This window comes from Paenibacillus athensensis (assembly GCF_004514475.2).
Classification (GTDB): Bacteria; Bacillota; Bacilli; order Paenibacillales; family NBRC-103111; genus Paenibacillus_AL; species Paenibacillus_AL athensensis.
Genome location: NZ_MYFO02000003.1, coordinates 174,276 through 201,003 on the forward strand (window position 1 = coordinate 174,276; position 26,728 = coordinate 201,003).

A 26,728-nucleotide genomic window follows, 5' to 3' on the forward strand; every position below is an offset into this window, starting at 1 on the left:
GCTTCACAATGCGTTCGGCGGTTCGAGAAGGCGGTTATGACCTGTCATGACCAAGATGATGACCGTGTCACGCCATTAATGGTCCCCAAGTCCGTTCAATCGAAATTCGACAACTTCGATAATAGCTATAGGGCGAGTTTTCCGCGGGGAAACAATCGCCCGGAACGATTTTACGGGAGGGATAGCAGTGAAACGAAAATCATGGATAACGGGCGCGGCAGCGGCTTTGCTCGTGTCGGGCTTGCTGCCGTGGGCGCAGCAAGGACCGACGGCGGCGGCGGCGGAGCGTCTGGCCGTATACGACGATGCTTTGCAGAACAACTTCTCCGACTACAGTTGGGCGGCGCACAATATGGCGCAAACCGCCGTGGTGCATAGCGGCGCGAACGCCGTTGAATGGACGCCTGACGGCGATGCGGCGCTGTACTTTTATAAGGACCGGATTGTCAGCACCAACGATTACCCTGTGCTCGAGCTGTGGGTGAACGGTGGAACGGCGGGCGGCCAACAGGTACAGCTGGGCTTCCATTCCGGCGGTCAGCGCGTGGCGACGGTGGATCTGGCGCAGCAGCTTCCGGGAGGTACGGTGCCGGCGAACAGTTGGACGAAGGTAGATGTTGATCTGGGCGCGTTGAATATTCCGTATCACATTTTTGATGGAATTATGATTCAAGGAACGACTTCAGGCGCACAGTCGACATTATATCTCGATGATATCGCCTTGGTGCCGGGCGAGCAGCCGGAGCCGACGGCCCAGCCTAGCGGTACGCCAACGCCGACTGCCGAGCCGACGGGCGAGCCGGAGCCGACGCCAACACCGACGGAAGCACCGGGACAAGAGGGGCCTGAGCTGATCGTGTTCGACGATGCGCTGCATTCGCCGTTCCGCGATTACAGCTGGGCGCAGCACGACGTGACCGAAAGCGGCACGGTGCATGACGGTACAGCTTCGATTCGCATGAATCCGAGCAACGAAGCCGGACTTTATTTGTACAAGGAAAACGGCCCGGTGCTTGTCAAGGAATATGAAACGCTGGAGTTCTGGGTGAACGGCGGCGCTGCAGGCGGCCAGGACCTGAAGCTGAAATTTAACGCCGGAGGCGGCACGATTGGCGAGGTGCCGGTCGACAGTCTGATCGAAGGCGGCATTCCGGCCGGAGAGTGGGCCAAGGTTTCTGTATTTTTGCCCGATTTGAAGCTGCCGGGCGGACTGTTCGATGCGATTTTGCTGCAAGGCGGCAGCGGGGAGCAGGCGGAACTGTATCTCGACGATATGCGTATCTTGCCGAAATACGTTGCGCCGCCGGTTATGACGGAGGTCGTGCTGTCGCAATATCAGCTGGTGCTGACGGGCGGCGATACAGCGGCGCTGCAGTTGACCGCCAACTACAATAACGGCTCGTCGGCCGATGCGTCTGCCGAAGCGGTATGGACGTCCAACGCGCCGAACGTGGTTAGCGTAGGCGCCGGAGGCGCATTGGAGGCGCAGGGCAACGGCATTGCCAAGATTACTGCGACGGTGAACGGTCTGTCGACTTCGGCGTATGTGCAGGTGACGGACATCTTCGCCAGCCGCTTGTACACCGATTCTCTGGAGCCGGGTTATACCGATTGGAGCTGGGGCACGCGCGAGCTGGAAAGTGACGAACAGGCGTATTCCGGCAGCCATTCGGTGAAATTCGCAGCCAAGGGCTATGAGGGCGTATGGTTCCATAAGGACGGCGAGCCGTTCTCGACGCTGCAAACATACGGCGTGCGTTTGCACGTGCTCGGCGGGGGAGCCGGTGGCCAGAAGCTCAAGCTCGTGCTGCAGGACGGCCGCGGCTCGGCTGGCGATATCGAGCTGGATCCGTACCTGCCTGCAGGGGGATTGCCAGCCGGCCAGTGGGTCGAAGCGACAGTGAAGCTGGCGGATCTGGGCATCAGCACGCCGAGCTTTGACGGTATCGTCATTCAGGCGTGGGGCGAGCAGAATCAGGGCAGCGTTTATTTTGACGATATTGAGATTTTGCAAAACAGCGATGTCATTGCTTTGCCGGACCCGGAGCTGCCGCAGGTGGACGTGGCGATCGACCAGGCGGCCGGACGCCGCACGGTCAATCCCGACATTTTTGGCGTCAACTTTGAGGATCAACCGAGCGAAAACGCTTCGGAACTGATTTTCCCGTTCAAGCGCTGGGGCGGCAACCAGATGACGCGTTATAACTGGGAGCTGGATACGACCAACCGCGGCTCGGACTGGTACTTCCTGAACATTCCTTACGATACCGGCGTGCCGGGGAAATCGTTGTCCGATCAGTTTATCGAGAGCGCTCAAGCGACGCAAACAAAGGTGCTGATGCAGGTGCCAACGATTGGCTGGACGCCAAAAAGCCGCGATATTTCGTGGAGCTTCTCCATCGACAAATACGGTCCGCAAGCCGGCAACGAATGCGATTATCACGAAGCCTGGTGCCGAGCCGACGCGGGCAACGGTCAGCTGCCGAACAATGGCGGGCATGTAACCGGCAACGATCCGACGGATACGTCGAAGCAGGTTGGACCGGAATTTATCGGCCGTTGGGTCGATGATATGAAAAACAAATTTAACGGCTATGTCCACAACTATGCGCTTGATAACGAGCCTGCGTTGTGGGGATACGCGCATTGGGATGTTCATCCGCAGATGACGTCCTATGATGAGATCTGGAATTATACCGTTGATTACGGAACGGCGATTAAAGCGAAGGACCCGCAAGCCAACATTTTCGGTCCGGTTTCCTGGGGCTGGTGCGAATATTTCTATTCGGCCAAAGACGGCTGCTCGGGCGGCGACGATATGAGCAGTCATGACGGCAAGCCGTTCCTGGAATGGTATTTGAGCAAGGTTCATGAATACGAGCAGCAGCATCAGCAGCGACTTGTCGATGTTCTCGATATTCACTACTACCCTGCGGAAAACAATGTCCCGTTCTCCAGCGACGAATCGCCGGGGATGACAAAACGCCGCTTCAATTCGCTCAAGTCACTGTACGATCCGAACTTCCAAGACCCGTCCTCGTGGATTCAAGAGCCGGTATACCTGATTCCGCGGATGCGCGACATCATCGCACGCAATGCGCCGGAGACGAAGCTGGCCATTACCGAATATAATTTTGGCGACGGCGCAGGTATCGGCAGCGGACTGACGCAAGCCGAAGCGCTGGCGATCTTTGCCCGCGAGGGCGTTGACGCCGCGACCCGTTGGGGCGCGCTGATTGCCGACACCCCGCTCGAGGATGCGTTCAAGCTTTATCTCAACTACGACGGTCAAGGCTCGAAAATTACCGGCGACATCGTGCAAACGACAAGCTCAAATCGCGATGCCGTTGGCGCCTACACAGTGGTTTCGCCGGATGGCAAAACGTATGTCCTGCTGTTCAACAAGGACACATCGCCGCGTACCGCGAAGGTGACTGCCGCCAGCGGCTTGACCGGCCAAGCGTCGCTGTTCCGCTTTACGGCCAAACAGCGCCTGCAGGCTGCAGGTCAGCAGCAGGTGGAAGACGGCGAAATGTCGGTACGCCTGCCAGGTCGTTCGGCTACGCTTGTGGTCATCGAATAGGCTGGCCATACGTTTGAATCCCCGCTTTATTTGGCTCCGTATCCAGCAACAGAAGGGATGCTGTGAGCTTGTCCCCGCCAGAACCTGACGTTCGAGGAAAGCTGACCCTGACACCGCGCCTGCGGTGGGGGCGGCTTTTTTTCTTTATGCAGCAGCGATGTGAATAAAATGAACATACTGGGACATATTGGGAGTATAGTCGGATGTAAAGGGCGGAACGATCTTGATTATCAATAGAATTGTTTTGGCGGCCGCCTGGCTGGCGGCTCTGACGATACTGGTGGTGGCGTACCGCCGCGGCCGGCTGCCGGAAGCGCTGATCCAGCTGATGGCTACTCAGGTGCTGACGTGGACGCTTAGCCTGATTTTTGTCAATTTCCACTTTATGTCGTGTCCGGTGCGCGAGTTTCCGCGGGCGACGGATAGCAACTTTACGTTCAATTATATGTTTTATCCATCGATCAACGTTCTGTTTAGTCTATTTTATCCGCGAATTCAAGCTTGGCTGCCCAAGCTTGCTTATCATGTGCTGTTTTCGCTGGGGATGTTTGCTTTTTCCTGTGCGGTTGAGCGGCATACGGAGCTGCTGCAATACGGGAGCATGCATGGGTTAATGCGCATTCTTGTGTTCTGGCTGGGCCTGAATGCGACGCGCCTCTATGGCGACTGGTTTTTCAAACCAGGCTGGCTTCAAAGCGGTAAGACGGCATGAGGGGCGGCATGGACGCTTATATTTTGCTGGCCGTTTGGCTGATTTCGATTACAGCGATGTTTTTTGTTCCCAAGGAGCGCCGGAGAGAATCGCATACCGTATTTCTGTTCGAGCAGATGACGGCTTGGCTGCTGGGTCTGATCGTCGTTGAGGCGGGACTGCTGGAGTATCCGTTCCGCGAGCTGCATGCAAATCGGACGAGCTTTACGTTTGAATTTATCGCATACCCGATGGTATCGGTGTATTATAACCTGTATTTTCCGCAGCGGCGGAGCGCCTGGATCAAATTGTTGTATACGCTGGCTTTCGGCGCAGGCATCACGATCCCGGAGCTGTGGCTGGAGACGCATACGCAGCTGATTCGATACAGCGGCTGGAGATGGTACGACACGCTTGGATCCGTGAGCCTGACGCTGTTCAGCGCGCGGCTGTACAGAAACTGGTTTCTCCATAAAGTGCAGATGAGGTCTGTTGCAGCCAGCGTAAAAAAGCGCGTGACTGAGCCGGATTGACAAGAAGCGCCTATTCCTGCGGCGCAGGCTGTCCGAACGTGTCGAAGCGCTGCCCTTGCTGGGAAACGGCGCGAACGCTGTCTAAACTTATTCGTTGCCAAACAGGTTAAAAGCTCCTATATTGGGAGAGAAGTCAGAGAAGGCGGTGGACGGTTTGGCCGAAAGGCGACAGATTTCGTTAACGCAGCGACTCCAGATCAAAAGCGGCGAGCATCTGGTGTATTTTTACAGCTCGATGGAAGCCTATATCCGCAATTTAGCTTCATTTATCAAGGTTGGTCATGCATGTAAGCAGCAAGTCATTATTGTAGACAATCAAGAGCGTTGTGCCGGCATGCTGGAGCGGCTGCGAGGTCAGCTGAGCAAAGAGGCACTGGGACGCGTACAGGCAGTGGACAGCGGCGACCGGGCGCAGGCGGCTGATCAATTGGATAAGCTGCTGCGGACGTTTGCGGACAAGCGGCAGGAGGTGCGGGTATGGCGGCATGCCGATTGGCGCAAGCCACAGGGGCGCGCGGCGCGGATGCACGCCTACGACTGCGCGTGCGGCCGGATTCTGGACGCTTACGGTTGTGTGACGGTGTGCGCGTTTGACGGTGAAGCAGCGCCCGCCAGCTTGCAGACCGCGATGATGCGCTGCCACGAATATTTCATGACAGACGAGGAAATCGTCGTGTCGGGCTTGTACCGGACGTTATCTGCTCCGGGACCGGCGATCCCTGGGCTGGCTGCGCAAAGCGAGCTGGAATCCGAGGTGGACGGGTACCGGCAGAAGCTTGATTTTATTCATGCCGTGTCGCACGAGGTACGCAATCCGCTGACGGTGATCAAGGCCTACGCTTCGCTGGTGATGAGCAAGGTTCAGGATGCGGGCGACAGGGACAAGCTCAAAGCCATCTGCGATTATGTGATGGAAATTGATAATGAAATGACGCATATCATCAACACGGAGCAGATGCTGACGAGCGAAGCGTTATGGCGCAAAAAGCCGATTCAGCCGAAAACGCTGCTGGCCGACGTCATCGGCATCATGGAGGTCAAGGGCCGGACGCAAAACATACGGCTGGAAACGCATGTCGAGCTCTCGGGGGCGGAAACGATCGTCGGCAATGCCATCGGCTTTCGGCTGACGGTATCGAACCTGCTCAGCAATGCGATCAAATACAGTCAGGAGGGAGGCGCGGTCCGGCTGTTCGCGTACACCGAGCAGCGGCAGCTGGTGGTTGTCGTGGAAGACGACGGCATCGGCATGTCGGAGGCTCAGACCGCGCTCTTGTTCCGCAAATATGAAAAAATGAACGAGGACCGCGGCGGCCAGGGCATCGGGCTGTTTATGGTCAAAAAGCTCGTCGACCACTTCCGCGGCAGCATCGGCGTCTGGAGCCGGCCGAATGAAGGCACGCGGATGACCGTCCAGCTGCCGCTGGCGTATGCGGTCGCGGAGCACGAAGCGGCCGAGGGGCTGCGGCCGCAGCATACTGCCGCCGCAGCGCTGCTGGCGGCTGAGGCGCTGGCGTCGGGCGCTGCCGACGCCGCCGGGTTATCCGGGGCGGGCGCTTGACGCGCGGCCCCGAATTTGGACAAAGACCTTGCCGCATGGCTGACGCTTCCGTGGAGAAGCGCCGGCGTGCGGCAAGGTCTTTGCTGGTTTGGCGGGCGGCGGTTAGGCCCGTAAGGAGCCGCGCCGCGGGGACGGCGCGGCGGCGTAAGCCGGCTGAAGGGGCGGAGAGCCGGGAGTTGAGGGCCGAGGGGCCAAGAACCGATGCCAAAAGACAAAAGCCCAGCGTGAGGAGCCGGGCTTCCGTTTTTTTTACACGTTCGAGATGTATTGGTTTACGATTGCTTTGATGTGTTCAAGACGGCCGGAAGCGTTGACGATCGGTTTGTTTTCCAGCGCATAAGCCTCCAGCGTGCGGAAGCTGGCGCGGCCGGCGACGATGTCGGCGCCAATACCGCTTTGGAAGGAGCCGTAACGCGTCTCCAGAATACCGTCGAATACGCGGTCTTCGATCAGCTTGGCGGCAACCTGCAGGCCGCGCGCGAACGCGTCCATACCGGCAATGTGCGCATGCACCAGATCAACGGGCTCAAAGGAGGCCCGGCGTACCTTGGCGTCGAAGTTAACGCCCCCGCGTCCGATGCCGCCTTCATTCAGCAAAATTTCATACATCGCCAGCGTAGTGGAATATAAGTCGGTCGGGAATTCGTCGGTATCCCAGCCGAGCAGCAGATCGCCCTGGTTGGCGTCAATGGAGCCGAGCACGCCGTTAATCCGCGAGACGCGCAGCTCGTGTTCGAACGTATGACCGGCCAGCGTCGCATGGTTGGCTTCGATGTTGAGCTTGAAGTGCGGCAGCAGGCTGTATTTGTGCAGGAAGGCCAGCGTGGTGGCAGCGTCAAAATCATATTGGTGCTTGGACGGCTCCTTAGGCTTGGGCTCGATCAGGAACTGCGCGTCAAAGCCGATTTCTTTGGCATAATCGACGGCCATGTGCAGGAAGCGGGCCAGGTTGTCGAGCTCAAGGCCGAGATCGGTGTTCAGCAGCGACTCGTAACCCTCGCGGCCGCCCCAGAAGACGTAGTTTTCCGCGCCGAGCCGCTTGCCGTGCTCCAGCGCTTTTTTGACTTGAGCCGCAGCGTAAGCGAATACGTCGGCGTTGCTGGTCGTGGCGGCTCCATGCACGAAACGCGGGTTGGTGAACATGTTGGCTGTGTTCCACAGCAGCTTTTTGCCGGTAGCTTTCATATGCTCTTCTATCTGTCCGACGATCACATCAAGATTGGCATTCGTTTCCTGCAGCGTATCGCCTTCAGGCGCGATGTCACGGTCATGGAAGCAGAAGTAATCGACGTCGAGAATGTGCAGCAGCTCGAAGCAGGCCTCGACGCGCGCTTTGGCCAGATCCATGCCGGAATAGCGGTCCCAGCCGCGAACGTTGGTTGCCCCGCCGAACGGGTCGGAGCCGGTGCCGGTGAAGGCGTGCCAGTAGGCGACGGCAAAGCGCAGATGCTCGCGCATCGTTTTGCCCAGAACGACTTCGTCCGGATTATAAAATTTGAAAGCGAGCGGATTGTCGGAGCCCCGGCCCTCATAGCGGATCACGGGGGTATTGGCGAAGTAAGACATGGATTTCACACTCCATTTTGTCGTAGTAGGTAACGCTTACAACTATAATAGCAAACGTTGATTAGTTTGTAAATTCATTAAACAAACTTAGTAGGTGCACAGATAAAAACTTTCATGGTACACTAGAAAAAAGCTGTACAAGACAGAGCTTGCCTTGGGGGACATCATGAAGCAAACCGGCGATTTGAACCTGGTGAAAAAAATAAACAAGTCCATCGTGCTGCACCACATCCGCAAGGATTCGCCGATCTCCCGGGCGCGCATCGCCGAAATTTCCGGGCTGACCAAAGCGACGGTGTCCAGTCTGGTCAACGAGCTGATCGAAAGCAAGCTTGCGCACGAGATCGGGACCGGCGAATCCAGCGGCGGGCGCAAGCCGATGCTGCTGCTGTTCAACGGCACGGCCGGCTATGCCATCGGCATCGATCTGGGCGTGCGTTACGTGCATGCCGTGCTGACTGATTTGACCGGGCAGATCGTCCAAACGTATCGCGTCCGGCACGACAATCGCGATGCCGGACGCGCACTGGAGGCGCTGAAAAGCTGCGTGCGCGAGCTGCAGGCGGGCGCTCCGGCCAGCCCTTACGGCATTGTCGGGATCGGCATTGGCATTCCCGGCGTCAGCGACGGCGAGGGCCGGGTGCTGTTTGCGCCGAATCTGGGCTGGCCCGAAGGGCTGCCGCTCCAGCAGCAGCTGGAGGAGGCGTTCGGGATTCCGGTGGCGATTGATAACGAAGCGAACGCCGGCGCCATTGGCGAAAAGCAGTTCGGTGCCGGTCAGGATTCCGGGCATCTGGTGTATGTGAGCATCGGCACCGGCATCGGGGCCGGGCTGGTGATGAAGGGCGAGCTGTATCGCGGGGCGTCGGGTTTTTCCGGCGAGCTTGGCCATATGTCGATCCAGCATGACGGCAGCCAGTGCCGCTGCGGCAGCTTGGGCTGCTGGGAGCTGTATGCGTCGGAGAGCGCGCTATTGGAGCAAGCCCGGCTGGCGCTGGGTGCGGAGACCGAGCTGGAGGCGCTACTGCGGCTGGCCGAGGGCGGCGATGAAACAGCCATCGGGCTGTTCGAGCGGCTCGGGTATTATTTGGGCGTTGGCGTTGGCAGTATCGTCAATGGCTATAACCCCGAGCTTGTGGTGCTAGGGGGACGGCTGGCCGCCGCCGAGCGCTGGCTGCTGCGGCCGCTGCTCGCACAGCTGGAGCGACGTTCGCTGCGGCTGGCCCGCAGCGGTGTCACGGTGCGCTTCGCCGAGCTGGGCGACCGCTCGACGGTGCTTGGCGCGTCGTCGTTTGCGATTGCCGGTTTTTTTGCCTCCAGCAGCGTCACGGTGGCTGGTTCTTCCTATTTGTAAAATGGAATACGGACAAAAAGGAGAGCGCTTATGCCCGATTGGTCCTATCATGCTTTATTCCGGCCTTTGCTGTTCCGGCTGCCTTCGCGAACGGCCCGCGCGTTGACGCTCGGCGCGATGGGCGCACTCAGCCGGCTGCCCGGCGGCACCTTCGTGATCCGCACGATGGGGCATGTGGAGCTGGCGCCGCAGCTGGCCGGCGACTTGAGCGGCATCGCCGTGCCGACGCCGGTCGGCCTGAGCGGCGGGCTCGATCCGCACGGCGTCGCCCACAAGGCGCTGGCGCAGTTCGGCTTCGGCTTCGTGGAGCTGGGACCGATCACGACCGAGCCGGTGATTGCGCACGCGCCTATCGGTCGCGATGCGGCGGCGGAAGCGCTCGTGTATCCGAGCGCTTATGAAAACGACGGCGTGGCGGCATTCGTCCGCCGTCTGCAGCGCGGCGCGGCGGGGCATCGCCTGCCGCAGCTGTGCCGCGTTCGGCCGATGCCGGGCCGCACGCCGGAGCTGGCGCTCGCGGAGCTGGAGCGCCTGATGACGGAGCTGGCCCCGTACGCGGCCGGCTTCTATATTGACGGACTCGCCGAAGGCTGGTCCGTCGAGGTTGCGTCTGCGTGGCTGACGCAGACGCAGCAGGCCGCCCGCGCCGTGGCGCCGGGGCGGCCCTTGTGGGTTTACGTGCCGGTGGATTACGGCACGGAGCGGCTCGCGCGGCTGCTCGCGAGCCTGGACGCGGCCGCGTGGAGCGGCGCGGTCGTAGGCGACGCCGCAGGCGGAGGGCTCGCGCCGACCTGCGCGCCGCCGCCTGCCGTGCCGCTCGCCGCTGCGCCTGCCGCTGCGTCTACGCCGCCCGCCCCCGCGGCCGCTGTGCTCGCCGCCGCCGACCTTGCGCCCGCGCTGGCGCTCACGTCGCAGCTGCGCGCGTCCGCGCCCGGCTGGACGGTGATTGCCGCTGCGGGCGTGCACCAGCCGGACGACGCGCTGCGGCTGCTTGCGGCCGGAGCGGACGCCGTCCAGCTGCATAGCGGCCTCGTCTTCGCCGGTCCCGGCTTGCCCAAGCGCATCGGCGAAGCCGTGCTCTACGAGCGGGTCAGCGGCCAAGCTGCGCCGCCCCCGCCGTCCTATTGGCGCAATTGGGGCTGGATGTCCCTGATGGGCTGCGCGATGATGCTTGGCGGCTGGCTGGCATGGCTGATTGCAGCGACGACGGTGCTGCTGCCCTATGACGAGACGTTTCTTGGCGCGGGCGCGCAGGCCATCCGCGCATTTAACGAGCGGATTTTGCATTTCATGACGCATGACCGGATTACGTTGGCCGGCACGATGATTTCTATAGGTATTATGTACTATAGTCTAGCCAACTACGGCCTACGATATGGGTCGCATTGGGCGGCTACCGCAATGAACGCCTCGGCCGTGGTCGGCTTCAGCAGCTTTTTTCTCTTTCTCGGCTATGGCTACTTCGATCCGCTGCATGCGGCCGTGGCCGTACTGCTGCTGCCGATGTTTTTGCTGTCACTGCGCCGCCGCCGCGATCTGCCGTCCCGCCGTCCGCCGAACCGCTTCAACGACCGGCTCTGGCGCCGGGCGCAGGTCGGGCAATTCTGCCTGGTCACGCTGGGCTTTGCGCTTGGAGCGGGCGGGCTGGCGATTGCCGGGGTGGGCGTCACCTCGGTATTCGTGCCGACCGACATCGTCTTTATCGGGATGGACACGGAGCAACTGCAGGCATGGAACGCGCATCTGGTACCGCTGGTTGCGCATGACCGCGCCGGCTTCGGCGGAGCCCTGTTCTCGCTGGCTGTGGCCATTACTGCCTCCGCGTTGTGGGGAGTGGGGCAAGGCGAGCGCTGGTTATGGTGGATGTTCCTGCTCGGCGGCTTGCCGGGCTTCGCGTCCGGTTGGCTCGTGCATATCCATATCGGCTATACGAACTCGTGGCATCTATTGCCGTTATATATCGCTTTCGTCTTGTATGCGGCGGGGCTTTGGCTACTGTATCCGTATTTGAAACGCGAAGCGCCGGCATTTCGCGCGGCAGAAGCGGCAGACGGGCAGCCTTCGGCCTGCTGACAGGTCCGGCCAACGAACGGACAAAGGAGCGTACCGATTGGAAAGCTTCATCCGACAGGCGAAGCGCCGCTGCTTGGCTCGGCGAAAGCGGCCTGCATACCCGTTTCGCACGGGTGAAATTACTAGCCGCAACCATAGTTTCTACGTTCTGGCAGCCTATCTGAAATAAAGATAAGGCTGCCCTTTTTTTTGCCAACTAGCCCTATTGAAAAATTTTCGTGTGGTGCTACAATCAGAATACGAACGATGAAAGAAAACGTTTTCAAGCAGTGGTCAATTCAGCTTCGGGATTACAACTTCAAGGAGGGAAGGCTCTGCAACGGCGACATTTCGATTCGCGCGTCTGCAGAACCTGGGCAGAGGAGGAGCTTAGCGGCCAAGGAAAAATGGTTTTTTTTAACACCGTTAACTTGACGATTACCCGATAATCGGAACTTTTATTACATATATGTAATAAACTGTTGTTTTTGTCGAAAAACCTTCGAGAAAATTTTCAAAATGCTATTGAGTGCTCGGATTTTCACTCTATAATGAAAAAAACAGGACATCATTCTTGCTATCATTCATGCTATACTGATATTGTCAAAAAATTCAGGTAAAGCGAGGTGCCGATTTGCTGGAACGTGAAATCAAGCAGTTGTTGACTGAGCAGGAATATGCGGCCATCATCAGCAGCGATGTCTGGTCCGGTCTCGGCAAAAAGCAACTGCTGCAAATCAACTACTACTACGATACGCCGAATTTTGAACTTTTTCGTCACGATATCACCTTGAGGGTCAGACAAAAGGAAGGCCGTCTGAATCTGGAAATGAAATACAGTGTTGCCGACAAGACGACTTACAAGATAAAACAGGAGCTGTCCCGGCCGCTTGACGCGCTGCCGGCGACAATTGACACAGCCGCTTATTTCCCGGAGGCGCCGGTCGCTGTGCAGGCTGCATTGATTCAGCCGCTCGTGACGGAGCGCACTTCAATCCGTTTCTCGGACGGCGTTGCCGTCGATGTGGACAAGAACAGCTATTTGGGCCGGCTGGATTATGAACTGGAGATTGAATTCTCCGAGGATGCTTATGACGAAGCTTATCGTCTGTACAAACATTTCTTTGCTGATCGGGAATCCCGAACCGGGGACGGCAAGAAGGGACGTTTTTTTGAAGCCTATTTGCAGTTTATGGATAAATCGCTTGACGAGGGGGACAACGCATAGAAGCAACTACTTCTCAAAATTAGCCCGAGGAGGAAATTATGATTAAGGTGGTTCTGGTTGATGGCCAACGCTTGGTGAGCGAAGGCATCAAGTTCATTTTGGAAAGAGACGAAGAGATTCAAGTCGTGGGTTTTGCGGCGAACGTGGAGGATACCCTTCAGCTGTGCGGCGAGCACGAGCCGGATGTGCTGATTCTTGATGTCCATATGCCCGGGGGGGACGGCATTGAAATTACCGCCCAGGTCCACCGCAAATTTCCGGCGACGCAGGTCATTGTGCTGACCGGCTGCCGCGACCTCGATATGGTTGTCAAAGCGATGAATAGCGGAGCAAGCGGATATATGCTCAAGAATATCAACCCCGACGAACTGGTGATGACGGTTAAAAGCGCGGCACTGGGGCTTAGCGTGATGCATAAGGACGTGCTGATCGACTTTACGCGCAACGTGCCGACGCAGGAGGTCGCAGCGGCGCTGGACAAGCCTGCGCTGGACATCAGCTTCACCGAACGGGAAATCAACATCATCAAGCATGTGGTTGATGGCAAGGAGAATCGCGAGATCGCGCAAAGCTTGTTTTTGTCGGTAGGAACGGTCAAAAATACGATTTCAACGATTCTCAAAAAGCTCAATTTACGGGACCGGATCGAGCTTGTCGTCTTTGCCGTACGCAACAATTTGCTGTAATTTCATAGTTTTGGCCGCATTTTGGCCGGACATTGGCCGAATAGGACAGGTGGATAAGAAAATTATCCACTTGTCCTTTTTTTTGCCTTTTGAAAAGGGACTCGCGGACACGAGAAAGAGACCTCAGACATCTAGTGTCGAAATGAATCGATAAGGTAATCTAAAGGTCAAGCATAAATTGATAAGGAGTGAGTCGGAATGACGATCCACGACAAAATTTCCGAAATTGTAGCCATGGTTTTCCGCATTGATCCTGAGAATGTGAAGAAGATGTCGGGTGACGAGCTGCTCAGCACCATCGGCATGGATTCGATCAACTGCATGGAAATCGTAGTGAACATCGAGGAAGAATTTTCCGTGACTTTCAACGACGAGGAGCTGCTGCTGGACAACCTGAACACGTTGAACAAGCTGGCCCAAATCGTTGAGCAAAAAACAAGCGAACACACCATGTCCTAAGAGGGGGAAATGTAATGGCCTTGATTGAAGTCAAGGATTTGGTCAAAGAGTATCAGCTGAACGTAAGGAACAAGGGACTTTTCGGCTCGATTAAAGGCTTGCTGATTCCCGAATACGAGACGAAACGCGCCGTTGACAATATCAACTTCTCGATTGAAAAAGGCCAGACCGTAGGCTTCATCGGGCCGAACGGGGCGGGTAAATCGTCCACGGTCAAGATGCTGGCCGGCATTCTCGTACCGACGTCCGGCTCGATTTCCATCGGCGGCTTGAATCCTTACAAGGACCGCAAGCTGAACGCCTCGCGCATGGGAGTTGTTTTCGGACAAAGAACCCAGCTGTGGTGGGACTTGCCAGTCAGCGATACGTATGACCTGCTCAGACATATCTACAAGGTTCCGGAGAAAGAGTTCAAAGCGAACCTCGACATGTTCAGCGAAATGCTGGGCCTGCACGAATTCATGAAGCAGCCGGTCCGCCAGCTCAGCTTGGGCCAAAAGATGCGTGCGGACATCGCCGCCGCCCTGCTGCATGATCCGGAAATCATCTTCTTCGACGAGCCGACAATCGGCCTCGACGTCATCGCGAAGGAGAAAATCCGCGAATTCATCCGTTTCATCAACAAAGAAAAGGGCACCACGATGCTCTTCACCACACACGATATGGTCGACATCGAGAAGACGTGCGAGCGCATGATCATTATCGACCACGGTACGACGGTTTACGATGGTACGGTGGACGAAATCAAGCGCAAATACGGCAGCGACCGCTTTCTGGTCGTGGAATTCGGCGAGACCTACGGCAGCATTCAGCTCCAGGGAGCCGAGCTTGTTCAGGAGAAGGACAACAAGAAGTGGTTCCGTTTCTCCAAAGACGAGGTGCAGGTATCCGAGCTGATCAACAGACTGTCCCAGAAATACAGCATTGCCGATTTGACGGTGCAGGAGCCGGAAATCGATAGCATCATCCGAGAAATTTATCAAGGGGGCATTAACCTCAATGCGAGTTTATCTGGAGTTTGCTAAGAAGTCGTTCCAGAACAATATCGTGTATCGGATGGACTATTTTGCCGGCGTTATCAATGCGCTCGTGATGATTTTTGTCAACATTTCCATCTGGAAAGCGATCTATGAGGAAGAGGAGTCCCTGGAGGGCGTACAGTTCAAAATTGTTGCGACCTACATCGTTTTGTCCTTTTTGATGCAGGTTGTGTATACGATGGACGAATATTTTATCGAGGGCAAGGTCAGGAGCGGTTTGATTTCTTCGGATTTGATGAAGCCGATCAACTTCCGGCTGTACGTCTTTTCGTACAATATCGGCACGATGCTGTTCCGGCTGCTGATGCAGCTGCTTCCGGCGCTGCTCGTTTCGATCTTCCTGTTCAAGCTGCTGCCGCCGTTTTCAACGGAAATGCTGATCTATTTCATTGTGAGCTCGGCGCTCGGCTATCTGGTGCTCTACAACCTGAACTTCATCGTTTGGTCCAGCACGTTCTGGTTCTACTGGACGTTCAGTCTGGTTACGATCAAGGATGCGGCCGTGATGATTTTCTCGGGAGCGCTCATTCCGCTGTGGTTCATGCCGCAGTGGCTGATCGATTTCATCAAGCTGACGCCGTTTGACTCGATCTTTTACACGCCAATCCGGATTTACTTGGGACAAATTCCGCATGAAGAAATTTGGACAAGCATGTTGAGACAGGTCATATGGGTCGTGCTGTTGTTCGCGATCGGCCAACTGCTGTGGAAAGCGGCGGCTAAAAAGCTGGTCGTGCAAGGAGGGTAATCGTGAGGAAGCATACGCTTTGGGATTTGACCACATTGTTCTTTCGCTACACGAAGCTGACGCTCAAAACAACGCTCGAATACAAGTTCGACCGGAGCCTGATTACGGTGGCGATTTTTTTCCGCGAGATGATCAGCGTTGCCGTCATGTTTCTGATTTTGCTTCGTTTCTTGCACATCCGCGGCTGGGAGATGCAGGAGCTGATGTTCTTGTACAGCTTCTTGTTCCTGTCATACAGTCTGTTCGTCTTTCTCTTTGCCGGCGTCCGCGATTTTGACGGCATGGTGCATTCCGGGGATTTCGACCGTTTTCTAACGCGTCCGCTTGGTCTCTTGTATCAGATCATCGCTGCGCGCGTCGACTATCCGGCTACGCTGGGACACGGAATTGTCGGTCTGGTGCTATTCTTCAATACGGCCTTCGCCGTGGGGATCGATTGGACCTGGCAGAACGCGCTGTTCTACATCATGGCTATTCTGGGCGGAGCGGTCATTCAGGCTTCCATTTTCATGCTGTCGGCTTGCTTCAGCTTCTGGAGCGTCCGCACGGAAAACCTGCGTAACCTGATTTTCTTCAACAGCCGTCGGGTCGCCGGTTATCCGATTACGTTTTATCCGGGCATTATCCAAAAGGTTCTGATTTTTGTCGTTCCTTTCGGCTTTGTCAACTACTTCCCGTCCCAGTTTTTCCTGCATAAAGCAGACGGCGAGCAGTTCTGGAGCGGTTTTGTGTATTTGACGCCGGCGGTCGGCGTTGTCATGTTCCTGCTGGTCTCCATCCTTTGGAAATACGGCGTCAAGAACTACAAAAGCACGGGCAATGCCATGTACTAGGCCGTGTGCTAATCTTAACCGAAAAATAAGGAGTTGAATCATGAAGAAGTACACCAACCTAATCGTGATCGGCGTGATTTTGCTGGCTGCAGCCGTCTTCATTACGATTAAAACCGTCAATTTCAATGACGTTTTGTTGACGCTTGGTTACTATGACAAAAAAATCAGCCTGATCAATACAGGCGACGTGCATGGACACTTGGTATACGACGAAGCCAACGGGGGCTATTACTCGCTGGAAGAGGTCAACGTCGAGATGGGCCTGCCGCTGATTAAAGGGCTTGTGGACGATCTGCGCAAAAAGAACCCGGACTCGCTCCTGGTCGATAGCGGCGATATGTTCCACGGCACGAACGAAGCGAACATCGACGAAGCGCAAGGGGTCGTGGAAGCGGCCAACCTGATGGGCTACGATGCGATGGCGCTCGGCAACCATGATCTTGACTTTGGCTTTGACCGCGCGGTCGAAATCAAAAACCAGCTGAAATATCCGATGCTTTCCGCGAACGCTCAGCGCGACGGCAAGCCGGCTTTCGAGCAATACAAGATCATTGAAGTTGGCGGCAAAAAAATCGGCGTCTTCGGCATGACCGTGCCTGAAGCACTCTCGAACATGAACGTGTTCGATCAGAAGGGCGTACAGTTCGAAGATCCGGCTGAAGCGGCTACACGCGTGATCAAAATTTTGCATGAGCAAAAGGTTGACGCGATTGTCATGCTTTCGCATTTGGGCGATGATCTGGACCGCGAGCTGGTGAAAAAAGTCGACGGCATCGACTTTATTCTGGCCGGTCACCATCACTTCCTGTACAAAGAAGCAACGAAGGTGAACAACACCTACATTGCTGAGCCAGGCTCCTATACGACGCATGTCGGGCTTGCCGATCTGTATTTCCGCAACGGCAAAGTGGCTAAAGTCGGCTGGCATATTTTCCAAAGCAACGATCGCAGCAAAGAAGACAAAGCGGTTCTCGCCGTGGCTGACAAGTATCATGCCATTGCGCTGGAACGCGGTAAGGAAGTTGTCGGTAAAACGACGGTGCAGCTCAACGGTATCCGCTCGCAGGTCCGTTCCAAAGAGACGAACCTTGCCGACCTGATTACAGACGCCATGCGCGACATTGGCAAAGCCGATCTGGCGTTGCTGAACGGCGGGGGGATCCGCGAGAGCGTACCTAAAGGCGAAGTGACGCTGTACAACGTCGGCAAGCCGCTGCCGTTCGTTAACTCGCTCGTTACGGTTGAGGTGCCGGGCCAAAAAGTCTACGACGCGCTGGAACGCGGCTTGCGCGAATGGCCAAACGGCTCCAGCAACGGGGGCTTCCTCCAGGTATCGGGCATCACCTATGAATTTGACGGCTCCAAGCCGGCAGGTAAACGTCTGGTCAGCGTAAGCAAAGACGGACAACCGCTCGACAAGGAGAAAATTTACCGCGTCGCGACCAACGACTATCTGGTTAACGGCGGCGATAACTACGAGGAATTCAAAGGCGCCAAGCAGGTATATAAAGGCGATCTGCTGCGCGACGTCTTGGCTGAGTACATCAAGGAAAAAGGCGAAGTGGCACCTGCTACGGACGGTCGGATTAAAATTTTGAACGAGCGTTACAAATAAGAAACGGCGGTGACCGAAATGAGCAAGAAAAACATCGTAGAGAACGTGCCACGTTACTACGAAACTTATGTGAACGACTGCTTTGCTACGGCATATGGCGCAGTTCTCGCCCATAAAGGCTTTAATCCGAATATCATTTTGGCCGACTATCTGTCGTTCATGTTCGATCCGAAAACGGAATATTACGGAACGACGTATTTGTACCGCTTCTCCACCTCCGTGGCTTTCACGGAGGCCGAGCTGAACACATCGCTGGAGTTTGCGTATTTTGCGCCAACGACGTATTTCAGCGAATGCGAGAACGTGGGAGAGGTCACGAAACACAAGGATCGCGTTCATATTACGATGTATATCGACGATGATCCGGAGGTCGCCGCCCGTCGTGTCGAGGAGCTGGTAGATTCCCAGGTTCCGGTAGCTGCCGTAGTCGATCTGTACTACATGAGCTATCACCGCGCTTATCAAAACGAGCACGGTCTGCATGCCATCGTCCTTACCGGCTACGACAATGAAAACCAAGAATATCACCTGTTTGACAAATACCTGCTTTCGAGCAGCGATTTCGACGGCGTGCTGCCGATGCAGGCGATCCGCGATGGCCGCATCTCCGATGTGCCGCGAAACAACCCGATCATCGGCGAATATCGCCGTCCGATCCGCCATTTGTGGATGGAATTCAACGCCGATCCGAGCTTCGAGGTGACAGACGAAAAAGTCTTCGCTCTGCTTCGCGAAAGCTATCTGCGCATGAGCGGGCAAAAAGGCGTATTTGATTACGTTACCGGCATTCAAGCCATCGAGGAGCTGCGCAAAAGCGTGCTGGGCTACAAAGAGAAGCCGGGCGATCAGGCTGCTGCCGCCTACTTCAAGGAATACCACAACACCTGCCTGAAGCGCGTTGCCCGCAGCCGCCAGCGGTTCGCGGTGTTTATCCGCGAGGTAGCCGACAGACTGCCGCAGGAATGCGTAGACATCCTGTTGGAAAATGTACAGGAATCCGCAAAACGTTGGGACATTATCTCCAACATCTCCCTGAAATTTGCGATTACGAAAGCGCACCGGATGCTGGACGATATGGAACGCAATATCCAGGCCATCATCGAGGCCGAATCCAAGGTGATCGAACAGCTTGAGCTTTGTACCAAAACCACCGTATAAAAGGAGAATGACAAACCATGAACGTATTAGAACAAATCCAAACAGCTCTGAATGAAGTTGCCGTAGGCGCGGAAGGCCGCGAGCTGACCGGCGAGCTGAATCTGTCCGAGCTGGGCATCGATTCGATTAAATACGTGGAATTGCTCGTACGCATCGAAGAGCTGTGCGACATTACGTTTGACGAATCGGATCTGGGTATGGAATCGCTGCGCAATATCGGCGACCTGAAGGCTCTGATCGAAAAAACGCTGTCGCAGCAAGTAGGTTAATATGAGCCTGTGGCGCGTATTGGAACAGTCGCTCCGGGCCCACGGCCAGCAGCCGGCGCTCACCCGGCCTGACGGCTCCTGCATGGACTACGCCGGGCTGCTGGAGCGCGTAGAAGCGCTCTCGGCCAAGCTGGGCGCGTTCATTCCGGCCGGCAGCCGCGTCGCTGTGGTGGATGAGCATCCCTTTGAGGAAGCGATTCAGGTGCTGGCGCTGATTGCGCTGGAAGTAACCGTCATTCCGCTTGCCTACAAGTACGGGGAACAGCGCTGCATTCAGATTATTGAACACACGCGGCCGGATTTCCTTTGCTCCAGTACGTCGTCGCTCGTTTCCGAAGCGATTCTCGAAGCTTGCCGGACGACCGGCACCGTCCCTGTCATCGGGGCGGAGCTGCAGTCCGGCGCGCCGCAAGGCGCGGGCGGAAGCGACGGCTTGCCTGCGGAGATGCCGGCCAGCTTCATCATGTACACATCGGGCAGTACCGGCAAGCCTAAAGGCGCTGTACTGACGCATGCGAACATTTTGGCCAATATCGAAGATATCCGCACGTATTTTGAGGTCGGGCCGGGCGATCACGTTCTGATCAACCGCTCGCTCAGCCACGCGTCGGTCATGACCGGGGAGTTCCTCTACGGTTTGATCTACGGGGCGCGGGTCACGTTTTATACCGAAGCGTTTGTACCCAGAAGGCTGCTCAGCTTTATGGAAACGAACGGCGTCACCATATTCTGTTCCACGCCGACGATCTTTTACCAGATGGCGCTGGACCGTTCCGATTACCGGGTCCCGTCGCTGCGCAAGGTTGCGCTGATGGGCGAATACTTACACAAGCAGGTGTCATTAAAGATCAGCGAGCGGTTCTCTCATGTGGAGTTTTTTATGCTCTACGGTCAGACCGAGGCATCGCCGCGCATTACGTATTTGCCGTCGCGTTATTTTACGGAGAAGGAAAGCTGTATTGGCATGACGCTGCCAAGTATGGAATTCCGTATTATCGACGAAAACGGACGCGATGTCGAACCCGGCGAGCCGGGCGAGCTGCTGGTCCGCGGACCGAACATTTTCTGGGGATACTGGGACCAGCCGGAGCTGACGGCGGTCAAGCTGCGTGACGGCTGGCTGCATACGGGCGATATGGTGGCTCAGGGCGAAGGACGTTTCCTGTATATTTCCGGGCGCAAGGACGATATGATCATCCGCGCCGGCATGAACATTTATCCGCGCGAGGTGGAGGATGTGCTGCTGGCCGACGAGCGGGTGCGCGAAGCGATTGTGTTCGGCGTCGCCGACCCGAAATATGGACAGAAGCTGCACGTATGCGCCGTTCCTTACGTCGAAGGCGGCTTGACGCCAGCTGACGTGCTGGATATTTGCAAGAAAAAGCTTGCTACTTATCAGTACCCCGACGCGGTCGATATCGTTCAGCAGATTCCGCGCAACGCCGCCGGGAAGATCATGCGCAGACAAGTTACCGTTTAGCTTCCATCCCATACAAACAAAGGAGAGATTTTATGACACTGTCGTTGGAGCAAGAACTCGTATTGGAGCTTTCCCAATTCCGCAATCCGAAAGCCGAGCGTATCAAGGAGCTTGTCGTGCAAAAGCTGGACTGGGCTGAAGTATTGGGCCATCTCGTCTACAACCGTACGGCCGGTATCGCCTACCATACGCTGCGCAAAGCAAGCGTTCCGTTCTTTAACCGCGAGTTTGAATTCGGCTTGTTCCTGATCAACGAGATTCAGGCGCAGCGCACGAAGTCCCACCGTGTATACATTACGAAAATCGCTCAAGCGATGAACGAAAGCGGCATTCCGCATGCCTTCCTGAAAGGCTCGATTCTGGCGCACTCCGTTTATCCGATCGGTTGCCGCATTTCCAGCGACATCGACATCCTGCTGCGCGCTTCCGACCTGACGGCTTGCGGCAAGGTATTGAAGGATCTGGGCTTTATTCAAGGCTTCCACGATGAGAACACGAACGAGGTCATCCCGGCTACGCGCAGAGAAATCCTCAATCACCGCATGAACTACGGCGAAGTCGTGCCTTATCGTAAAACGATTAACGAACCGGGCATCAACCTGATCGAGATCGACATCAACTTCTCGCTCGACTGGGTAGCGCAAGGCACGGAGCAAGCGGTGGACAACTTCATCCAGCAAGCGGAAGGCTACGAGTTCGAAGAGAACCTGAAGATCAGCTCGCTGCCTAAGGAATATTTCCTCGCTCACCTGTGCGTACACTTGTTCAAGGAAGCGGCCGTTCTCAACTGGGTTGACTACCAACGTGACCTTGGCCTGTACAAATTCGTTGACATCTACGGCTTCCTGACTGACCCGACGATCAAGGTTGACTGGAACAAATTCATCGCGATCATCAATGAAAACAACATCGTCAATGAGAGCTACTACGCTCTGGAATATACCCGCACGTTCTTCCCGGTTCTGAACGAAATCGAATCGTTCATTGCTGCACTGAACAGCATCAAGCCGCAGGATACCGAATATCTGAACCAGGTTGTCGATCCTACGAACTCCAGCATTGTCTATGAATACAATCAGGACCTGCTGACCCGTTTCTTCAATATGAAGCGTTACAACTCGCTGGAACGCGTAAAGAGCAGTGTTCAGTAGATGCGTTGGCAGGCGGTTGCCCCTTCAATATAGATTTCTATCATATTGCAAAGGCAATAGGTGAGCTTGATGAAAAAGAGCGAATTTATTATCAACCGCAAAAAAGGTGTTCTGGTCGTCTATGAGGGCATCAGCGGCTCCGGCAAAAGTGAAGGCATTGCCAAGCTTTCGCATTATTTGTCCGCCATGGACATCGGCTCTACCGTTATCGAATGGAATTCCAATGCGCGTATCCGCAAATGGGTGAAATCGCTGAACCGGCTCGGCTTATTGACGTCGATGCTGTACAGCGTTCTCCAGTGGCTCAGCTTTTTGCTGGACTACTGGAGAATCATCCTTCCTGCGCTCCGTAAAAATCACATCGTCATCGCCGACCGCTACATCTACACGGGCATTACGCGGGACGATGTGAACGGCGCAGGCCGTTGGCTGGGGCTTTTGCTGTGCAGGCTGGTCCGCAAGCCGGACGTTGTGTTGTTTTACGATACGCAGCCCAAGGTCTGTCATGAGCGCATTCGCTTGCGGGGCAAGGCTTTGTTCCATACGAACAAAAAAATTCATACGAACGAATTGATCAAGAACAAAGAACTGCACTACCTGGAGGAAATGAGGCGGGCTTATATACGACTATTTGCCGTTTTGCAGCAGCGAAGCATGAATATCGTCTTCGTCAATGAGGAATCGGTCAACGTCCATACGAGCGTTGAAGGCTACATCTACCGGAAGCGGGATTATTTCAACTATCGTGTTTCCAACAGTTAACCTCAGAGTGAAGCGCAGGTGAATTTATGAGCATACAGGCTTACCTGGAGAATCTGGTTTCGACAACCCGGCATCCGATTACGTTCTCGGGCGATGTGTCGGCCGCGCTAAGCCGTTGGTTGGTACGCAGCGCTTGCGCCGATTCGCCGGAGCGTTGGGGGGCGGAGCCTTTTTTGGATACGGAAGCCCGGCTGCTGTTGTTTAATGAGACGGTTTTGCTGCCTGCCGATGAGGTCGAACGCCACTGGCGGATGTACATGGCCGATCTGGCGGAGCGGTACTTGGAAGTGAATACGCCGCATAAGTTGTTTGCAGCAGCCGACAACAAGTCTATTTATTGCCTTTGCAATGTGTACTGCGAGCAAGAGCGCGAGGCGCTGGTCAGCGTGTTTACTTGCGTTGCAGCTCCGATTCGCGTCTGGATTAACGGCGAGCTTGCCGTATCGGGCAGCCACGACAACGTCCTGCGGGATTACTTGTTCTTGTGCAAGCTGCGGGAGGGCGGTAATACCGTGCTGGTCGAGACGCCAACGGTGCTGCGCGTGCCTGCGGTGCAGCAGGAGTTTATCGTCAAGCTGCAGCCGCTTGAACGGTTGTCTGAAGGACTTGGAGAGCTGGTCGACGAAACGCTGGTCGATCGTTGCCGCAGTGATCTGTCCCTATTTCCGGAGAAGCTGCTGCATGCAGCCGGCGAAGAGCTTCGGCTGACCGTCGTCCCCCGCATTTGTCACAACCTTCCCGAAAAGGTGCGTATCCGCGTCTACAATGACAAGGACGAGCTGATCGGCCAACGCGAGGCTATGACCTCGACAGCGGCGGACATTCGGCTGGATGAACGGGCTCACGGCTTGCTGCGCATTACTGCGGAATGCGAATCGGACAACACACGTACAGGTCAGGTGCATGTGTTCTTTGGTTTATTTCAGGAAGCGCTGGAGTCGTTGCTGGCTCCGCTTGCCCTCCGACGCGATTTGGACCCAGGCGTATTGACCTCGGCGCGCGAGCTGCAGGAGCTGCCGCAGGCGTACCGCATGCTGAATCAGTATGTGCCTGGCGATGTCTGGCAGACGCTGTTTCAGGCGTATGCCCGGCTGAACGTTTACCGGCAGGTCGCCGACGGCACCCGGCAACGGTCGCACCGCGAGGTATTCGGCCGGAGGTTTACGGCTTTCGAGCCTAAGCCGACCGGGGACGGACGAACCGCTTACACGGTTGTGCTCCCCGACGGCTATGACGAGAGCCGCCAGTATCCGGTCGTATTTTACTTTAGCGACGCGCAGGTGCGGTCGTATCCGACCGAGCTGCCGTGGCTGCGCCACGACAGTACGGATGAAGCGATTCTGGTGCAGATGATTGGCATTGGCGGGCGGCTGAATTTTGTCGACGATGTGAATGTCAGCCGGCTGCTTGTCGCCATTCTGGACCGTTATGCCGTCGACCGCAGCCGCGTGTACGTCATCGGCTTTTGTACGGGCGCGCCCAAGGCCTATCGGATTGGTTGCCAGCTGCCCGATCTGTTTGCCGGCATCGCCTCCATTGTTGGCGATATGCGGCTGAGCATCAACGATCCCGAATACGAGCAGATCGACAATTTGAGCCATACCGGCGTCATTGGCTTGATCAGCACGGAGCACTGGTTCTATAACAGTGCCCGCAAGCTGAATTTCCTCAAGCGGATGCCTAAGGCCAGATCGTGGATGTGCCAAGGGCTGATGCATCCCGAATTCAACGCCGTTCTGAACTCCAAGAAGCTGCTCGGCCAGCTGCTCGTTCACAAGAAGGAGCCGTATCCGGCGTCGGTGAAGCTGTCGCCGCTGACGCCGAGCTACAACAAGGCGTATTGGGTGCAGATCACGGAGATTGACGATCTGCATAAACGTTCTTCGTTGCACGCGCAGCGGCGGGACGACGGGACGCTGGAGATCAGCGCGAGCAACATCGCCAGCTTTCGGCTGCTCCTGCCGCGGGGGGAACTGCAGCTCGCGCCCCGCATCCGGCTTGGCGTCAACGGCGTGGTTTGCGCCGTAGAGCTGGATGCGTACACGCAGCTGGATATCACGCTGCAGCCGGACGGCCGCTGGACGCTCAAGCGCGGGCTGCTGACCGCTGCCCAGTTCGAGGCGGCATATCGCGCCATCGGCGTCGACGAGGAGCGGATGGGCATCCAGCAGGTGTATGTGTCCGCCTGTACGGTTGTCAAGCCGCCTGGCGCGTGGGAGGACAAGCGAAGCTTCGTCAATAAGCTGGCGTATCTGCTGCAAAATCCGATCAAGGACCGTTATATTTACTACAAATATAACAGCTGCTGCGCGACGGAGTGGGATTGGTTGAAGCAAGGCGATGGTCATCTCATTATGCCGGTCGACGCGCGCTCGCCGGGCGAAAGCCAGCTGGCCGTTTTGCGCGAGCTGGGACTTTCCTTGAACGCCGGGCAGCTGACGCTGGAGGGCCGGGTCTTCGAGGGACCGTATTTCGCGTTCATCAAATGCCGGCATCCGCTGCAGCCGGATCGGCTGGTGCTCGTAGTGGCCTACAACAACGAGTGCGTCGAGCACGAGCTGCTGCTGCTCATGAATGCTTTCGAGACGAGCCCGTTATTTTATAACGATGCGTTTGTCTACGACGGAGCCGGCTACCATGAGTTTCGTTCCACAAAACACTTTTTGAGTAAGGATGAGAGCCGTTATGAATCCAAATGCGTTGAAGGATATTGCTAACACCTACGGGACTCCCGTATACGTTTACGACGGGGAAACGATCGAACGGCAGTATCATCTGCTGAAGAGTTGTTTGCCGGCATCGTTTGAAATTTTTTATTCGGTTAAATCGAATCCGCTGCTGGGCGTCTGCCAGTTGATGAAAACGTTCGGCAGCAACATCGAGGTTGCTTCCCTCGGCGAGCTGCACGTGGCACTGCAAGCGGGCTTCGACCCCCACAATATCATTTTTACAAGCCCCGGCAAAACCTATGAGGATCTTGAATTTGCGATCGAACAGGGCATCTTCAGCATCAACGCCGAATCCTTGGAGGAGGTTCGCATCATTCATGATATCGCCTTGCTCAAGGGGCGTAAGGTTAACGTTTCGCTGCGGATCAATCCGAATTTCAACATCAACGGGGCGGGGCTGAAAATGACCGGCGTGCCGACGCAGTTCGGTATCGACCAGACGCAAGTCGACGACGCGTTGAACGAAATTGCTGCAATGACGCACATCGAGGTGCTGGGCTTCCACATCTTCAGCGGCAGTCAAATGCTGGAGGCCGGCAACATCATCAAGACGGTGGAGGAAATTTTCAAGCTGGCGATCGAGCTTTCCGATACGCATAGCCTCAAGCTGAGATTCCTCGATCTGGGCGGCGGCTTCGGCATCCCTTATTTCAACGGGGAGAAGGAGCTGGATACCGAAGCGCTGCGCAGCGGCATGGCCGAGCTGTGGGCCCAATACGGCGAGCGGCTGGCCGGAGCGCGCATCGGCGTCGAGAGCGGCCGGTTCCTGCTGGCCAGAGCGGGTGTTTTTCTGACGAAGGTGCTGTATGTCAAGGAAAGCAAGGGCACAACGTATGTCGTGTGCGACGGCGGCTCGAACCACCATTCCTCCGCTGCGTTCCTCGGCCGCTATGTGCGCAACAACTTCCCGATGTTCCTGCTCGACAAGGAAGGCGAAGGCAAGGAGGTCAACGTGGTCGGATCGCTGTGTACGCCGACGGACGTGATCGGCCAGCGCGTGACGCTGGTTGACCCGCAGCCGGGCGACCTGCTCATCATCGACAAATCCGGCGCCTACGGCTTGACGCATAGTCCGGTCATGTTCCTGAGCCACGTGCTGCCGGCCGAAGTGCTGATGTATCAAGGAAGCGTGCAAGCGCTGCGGGAACGAAGCCACCCGGCTGACTTCCTGCGCGGACAAAATACGTTAAAAATCGCGGAAAGCCTCGAAGCAACCCGCGGCTAATCATA

21 protein-coding genes are annotated in these 26,728 nt (G+C 56.3%); 20 read left to right on the forward strand and 1 reads right to left on the reverse strand.

Annotation, left to right across the window (positions count from 1 at the left end; translation table 11 throughout):
- The first annotated feature begins 187 nt into the window (after positions 1 to 187).
- The 4 genes from B5M42_RS25485 (at position 188) to B5M42_RS07260 (ending at position 6,368) form a co-directional block, all read left to right on the forward strand.
- A complete protein-coding gene (locus tag B5M42_RS25485; protein WP_134752485.1) occupies positions 188 to 3,583 on the forward strand; it encodes a glycoside hydrolase family 44 protein in 3,396 nt (1,131 codons plus the stop codon).
- Positions 3,584 to 3,806: 223 nt separating this feature from the next.
- The gene (locus B5M42_RS07250; RefSeq protein ID WP_134752487.1) at positions 3,807 to 4,295 is read left to right on the forward strand and encodes a CBO0543 family protein; all 489 of its coding nucleotides are present in this window, start codon (positions 3,807 to 3,809) and stop codon (positions 4,293 to 4,295) included.
- A gap of 8 nt (positions 4,296 to 4,303) precedes the next feature.
- On the forward strand, positions 4,304 to 4,807 hold the full coding sequence (locus B5M42_RS07255) for a CBO0543 family protein (RefSeq protein WP_134752489.1): 504 nt from the start codon (positions 4,304 to 4,306) through the stop codon (positions 4,805 to 4,807).
- Between the two features lie 154 nt (positions 4,808 to 4,961).
- Positions 4,962 to 6,368: an ATP-binding protein gene (locus tag B5M42_RS07260; protein ID WP_134752491.1), complete on the forward strand. Its 1,407-nt coding sequence runs from the start codon at positions 4,962 to 4,964 to the stop codon at positions 6,366 to 6,368.
- 249 nt (positions 6,369 to 6,617) lie between these two features.
- On the opposite strand, the gene xylA is transcribed toward B5M42_RS07260, so the two are convergent.
- Positions 6,618 to 7,934, reverse strand: coding sequence for a xylose isomerase (gene xylA / locus B5M42_RS07265; RefSeq protein ID WP_134752493.1), 1,317 nt, complete (start codon positions 7,932 to 7,934; stop codon positions 6,618 to 6,620).
- Between the two features lie 166 nt (positions 7,935 to 8,100).
- Between xylA and B5M42_RS07270 the strand changes: the two genes are divergently transcribed.
- From B5M42_RS07270 to B5M42_RS07345, 16 genes are all read left to right on the forward strand, one after another.
- Positions 8,101 to 9,288: an ROK family transcriptional regulator gene (locus B5M42_RS07270; protein ID WP_134752495.1), complete on the forward strand. Its 1,188-nt coding sequence runs from the start codon at positions 8,101 to 8,103 to the stop codon at positions 9,286 to 9,288.
- A gap of 30 nt (positions 9,289 to 9,318) precedes the next feature.
- Positions 9,319 to 11,361 (forward strand): dihydroorotate dehydrogenase, encoded by a 2,043-nt coding sequence (locus tag B5M42_RS07275; RefSeq protein ID WP_134752497.1) that lies wholly within the window; start codon positions 9,319 to 9,321, stop codon positions 11,359 to 11,361.
- Positions 11,362 to 11,974: 613 nt separating this feature from the next.
- Positions 11,975 to 12,568 carry a CYTH domain-containing protein gene (locus B5M42_RS07280; protein WP_167689854.1) on the forward strand — a complete coding sequence of 198 codons (594 nt, stop codon included), beginning with the start codon at positions 11,975 to 11,977 and terminating at the stop codon, positions 12,566 to 12,568.
- Positions 12,569 to 12,606: 38 nt separating this feature from the next.
- Entirely contained in the window at positions 12,607 to 13,254 is a 648-nt protein-coding gene (locus B5M42_RS07285) for a response regulator (RefSeq protein ID WP_134752501.1), read from the forward strand.
- Between the two features lie 198 nt (positions 13,255 to 13,452).
- Positions 13,453 to 13,713 (forward strand): acyl carrier protein, encoded by a 261-nt coding sequence (locus B5M42_RS07290; RefSeq protein WP_134752503.1) that lies wholly within the window; start codon positions 13,453 to 13,455, stop codon positions 13,711 to 13,713.
- 14 nt (positions 13,714 to 13,727) lie between these two features.
- The gene (locus B5M42_RS07295; RefSeq protein ID WP_134752505.1) at positions 13,728 to 14,738 is read left to right on the forward strand and encodes an ABC transporter ATP-binding protein; all 1,011 of its coding nucleotides are present in this window, start codon (positions 13,728 to 13,730) and stop codon (positions 14,736 to 14,738) included.
- Positions 14,713 to 15,501, forward strand: coding sequence for an ABC transporter permease (locus B5M42_RS07300; protein ID WP_134752507.1), 789 nt, complete (start codon positions 14,713 to 14,715; stop codon positions 15,499 to 15,501). The genes B5M42_RS07295 and B5M42_RS07300 overlap by 26 nt, the downstream gene beginning before the upstream one ends.
- Positions 15,502 to 15,503: 2 nt before the next feature.
- Entirely contained in the window at positions 15,504 to 16,334 is an 831-nt protein-coding gene (locus B5M42_RS07305; RefSeq protein WP_209280703.1) for an ABC transporter permease, read from the forward strand.
- A 40-nt stretch (positions 16,335 to 16,374) separates the two neighbouring features.
- Complete coding sequence (locus tag B5M42_RS07310; RefSeq protein WP_134752509.1) at positions 16,375 to 17,949, forward strand: bifunctional metallophosphatase/5'-nucleotidase; 1,575 nt, start codon at positions 16,375 to 16,377, stop codon at positions 17,947 to 17,949.
- An 18-nt stretch (positions 17,950 to 17,967) separates the two neighbouring features.
- Positions 17,968 to 19,107, forward strand: coding sequence for a BtrH N-terminal domain-containing protein (locus tag B5M42_RS07315; RefSeq protein WP_134752511.1), 1,140 nt, complete (start codon positions 17,968 to 17,970; stop codon positions 19,105 to 19,107).
- Between the two features lie 17 nt (positions 19,108 to 19,124).
- Positions 19,125 to 19,376: an acyl carrier protein gene (locus B5M42_RS07320; protein ID WP_134752513.1), complete on the forward strand. Its 252-nt coding sequence runs from the start codon at positions 19,125 to 19,127 to the stop codon at positions 19,374 to 19,376.
- Between the two features lies 1 nt (position 19,377).
- The gene (locus tag B5M42_RS07325; protein ID WP_134752515.1) at positions 19,378 to 20,856 is read left to right on the forward strand and encodes a class I adenylate-forming enzyme family protein; all 1,479 of its coding nucleotides are present in this window, start codon (positions 19,378 to 19,380) and stop codon (positions 20,854 to 20,856) included.
- Positions 20,857 to 20,888: 32 nt separating this feature from the next.
- Entirely contained in the window at positions 20,889 to 22,007 is a 1,119-nt protein-coding gene (locus B5M42_RS07330) for a nucleotidyltransferase family protein (RefSeq protein WP_134752517.1), read from the forward strand.
- Between the two features lie 69 nt (positions 22,008 to 22,076).
- Complete coding sequence (locus B5M42_RS07335; RefSeq protein WP_134752519.1) at positions 22,077 to 22,769, forward strand: dTMP kinase; 693 nt, start codon at positions 22,077 to 22,079, stop codon at positions 22,767 to 22,769.
- Positions 22,770 to 22,795: 26 nt separating this feature from the next.
- Complete coding sequence (locus B5M42_RS07340) at positions 22,796 to 25,486, forward strand: hypothetical protein (protein ID WP_134752521.1); 2,691 nt, start codon at positions 22,796 to 22,798, stop codon at positions 25,484 to 25,486.
- Entirely contained in the window at positions 25,455 to 26,723 is a 1,269-nt protein-coding gene (locus B5M42_RS07345) for a type III PLP-dependent enzyme (RefSeq protein ID WP_134752523.1), read from the forward strand. Before B5M42_RS07340 ends, B5M42_RS07345 begins: the two co-directional genes overlap by 32 nt.
- The last annotated feature ends 5 nt before the right edge of the window (positions 26,724 to 26,728 follow it).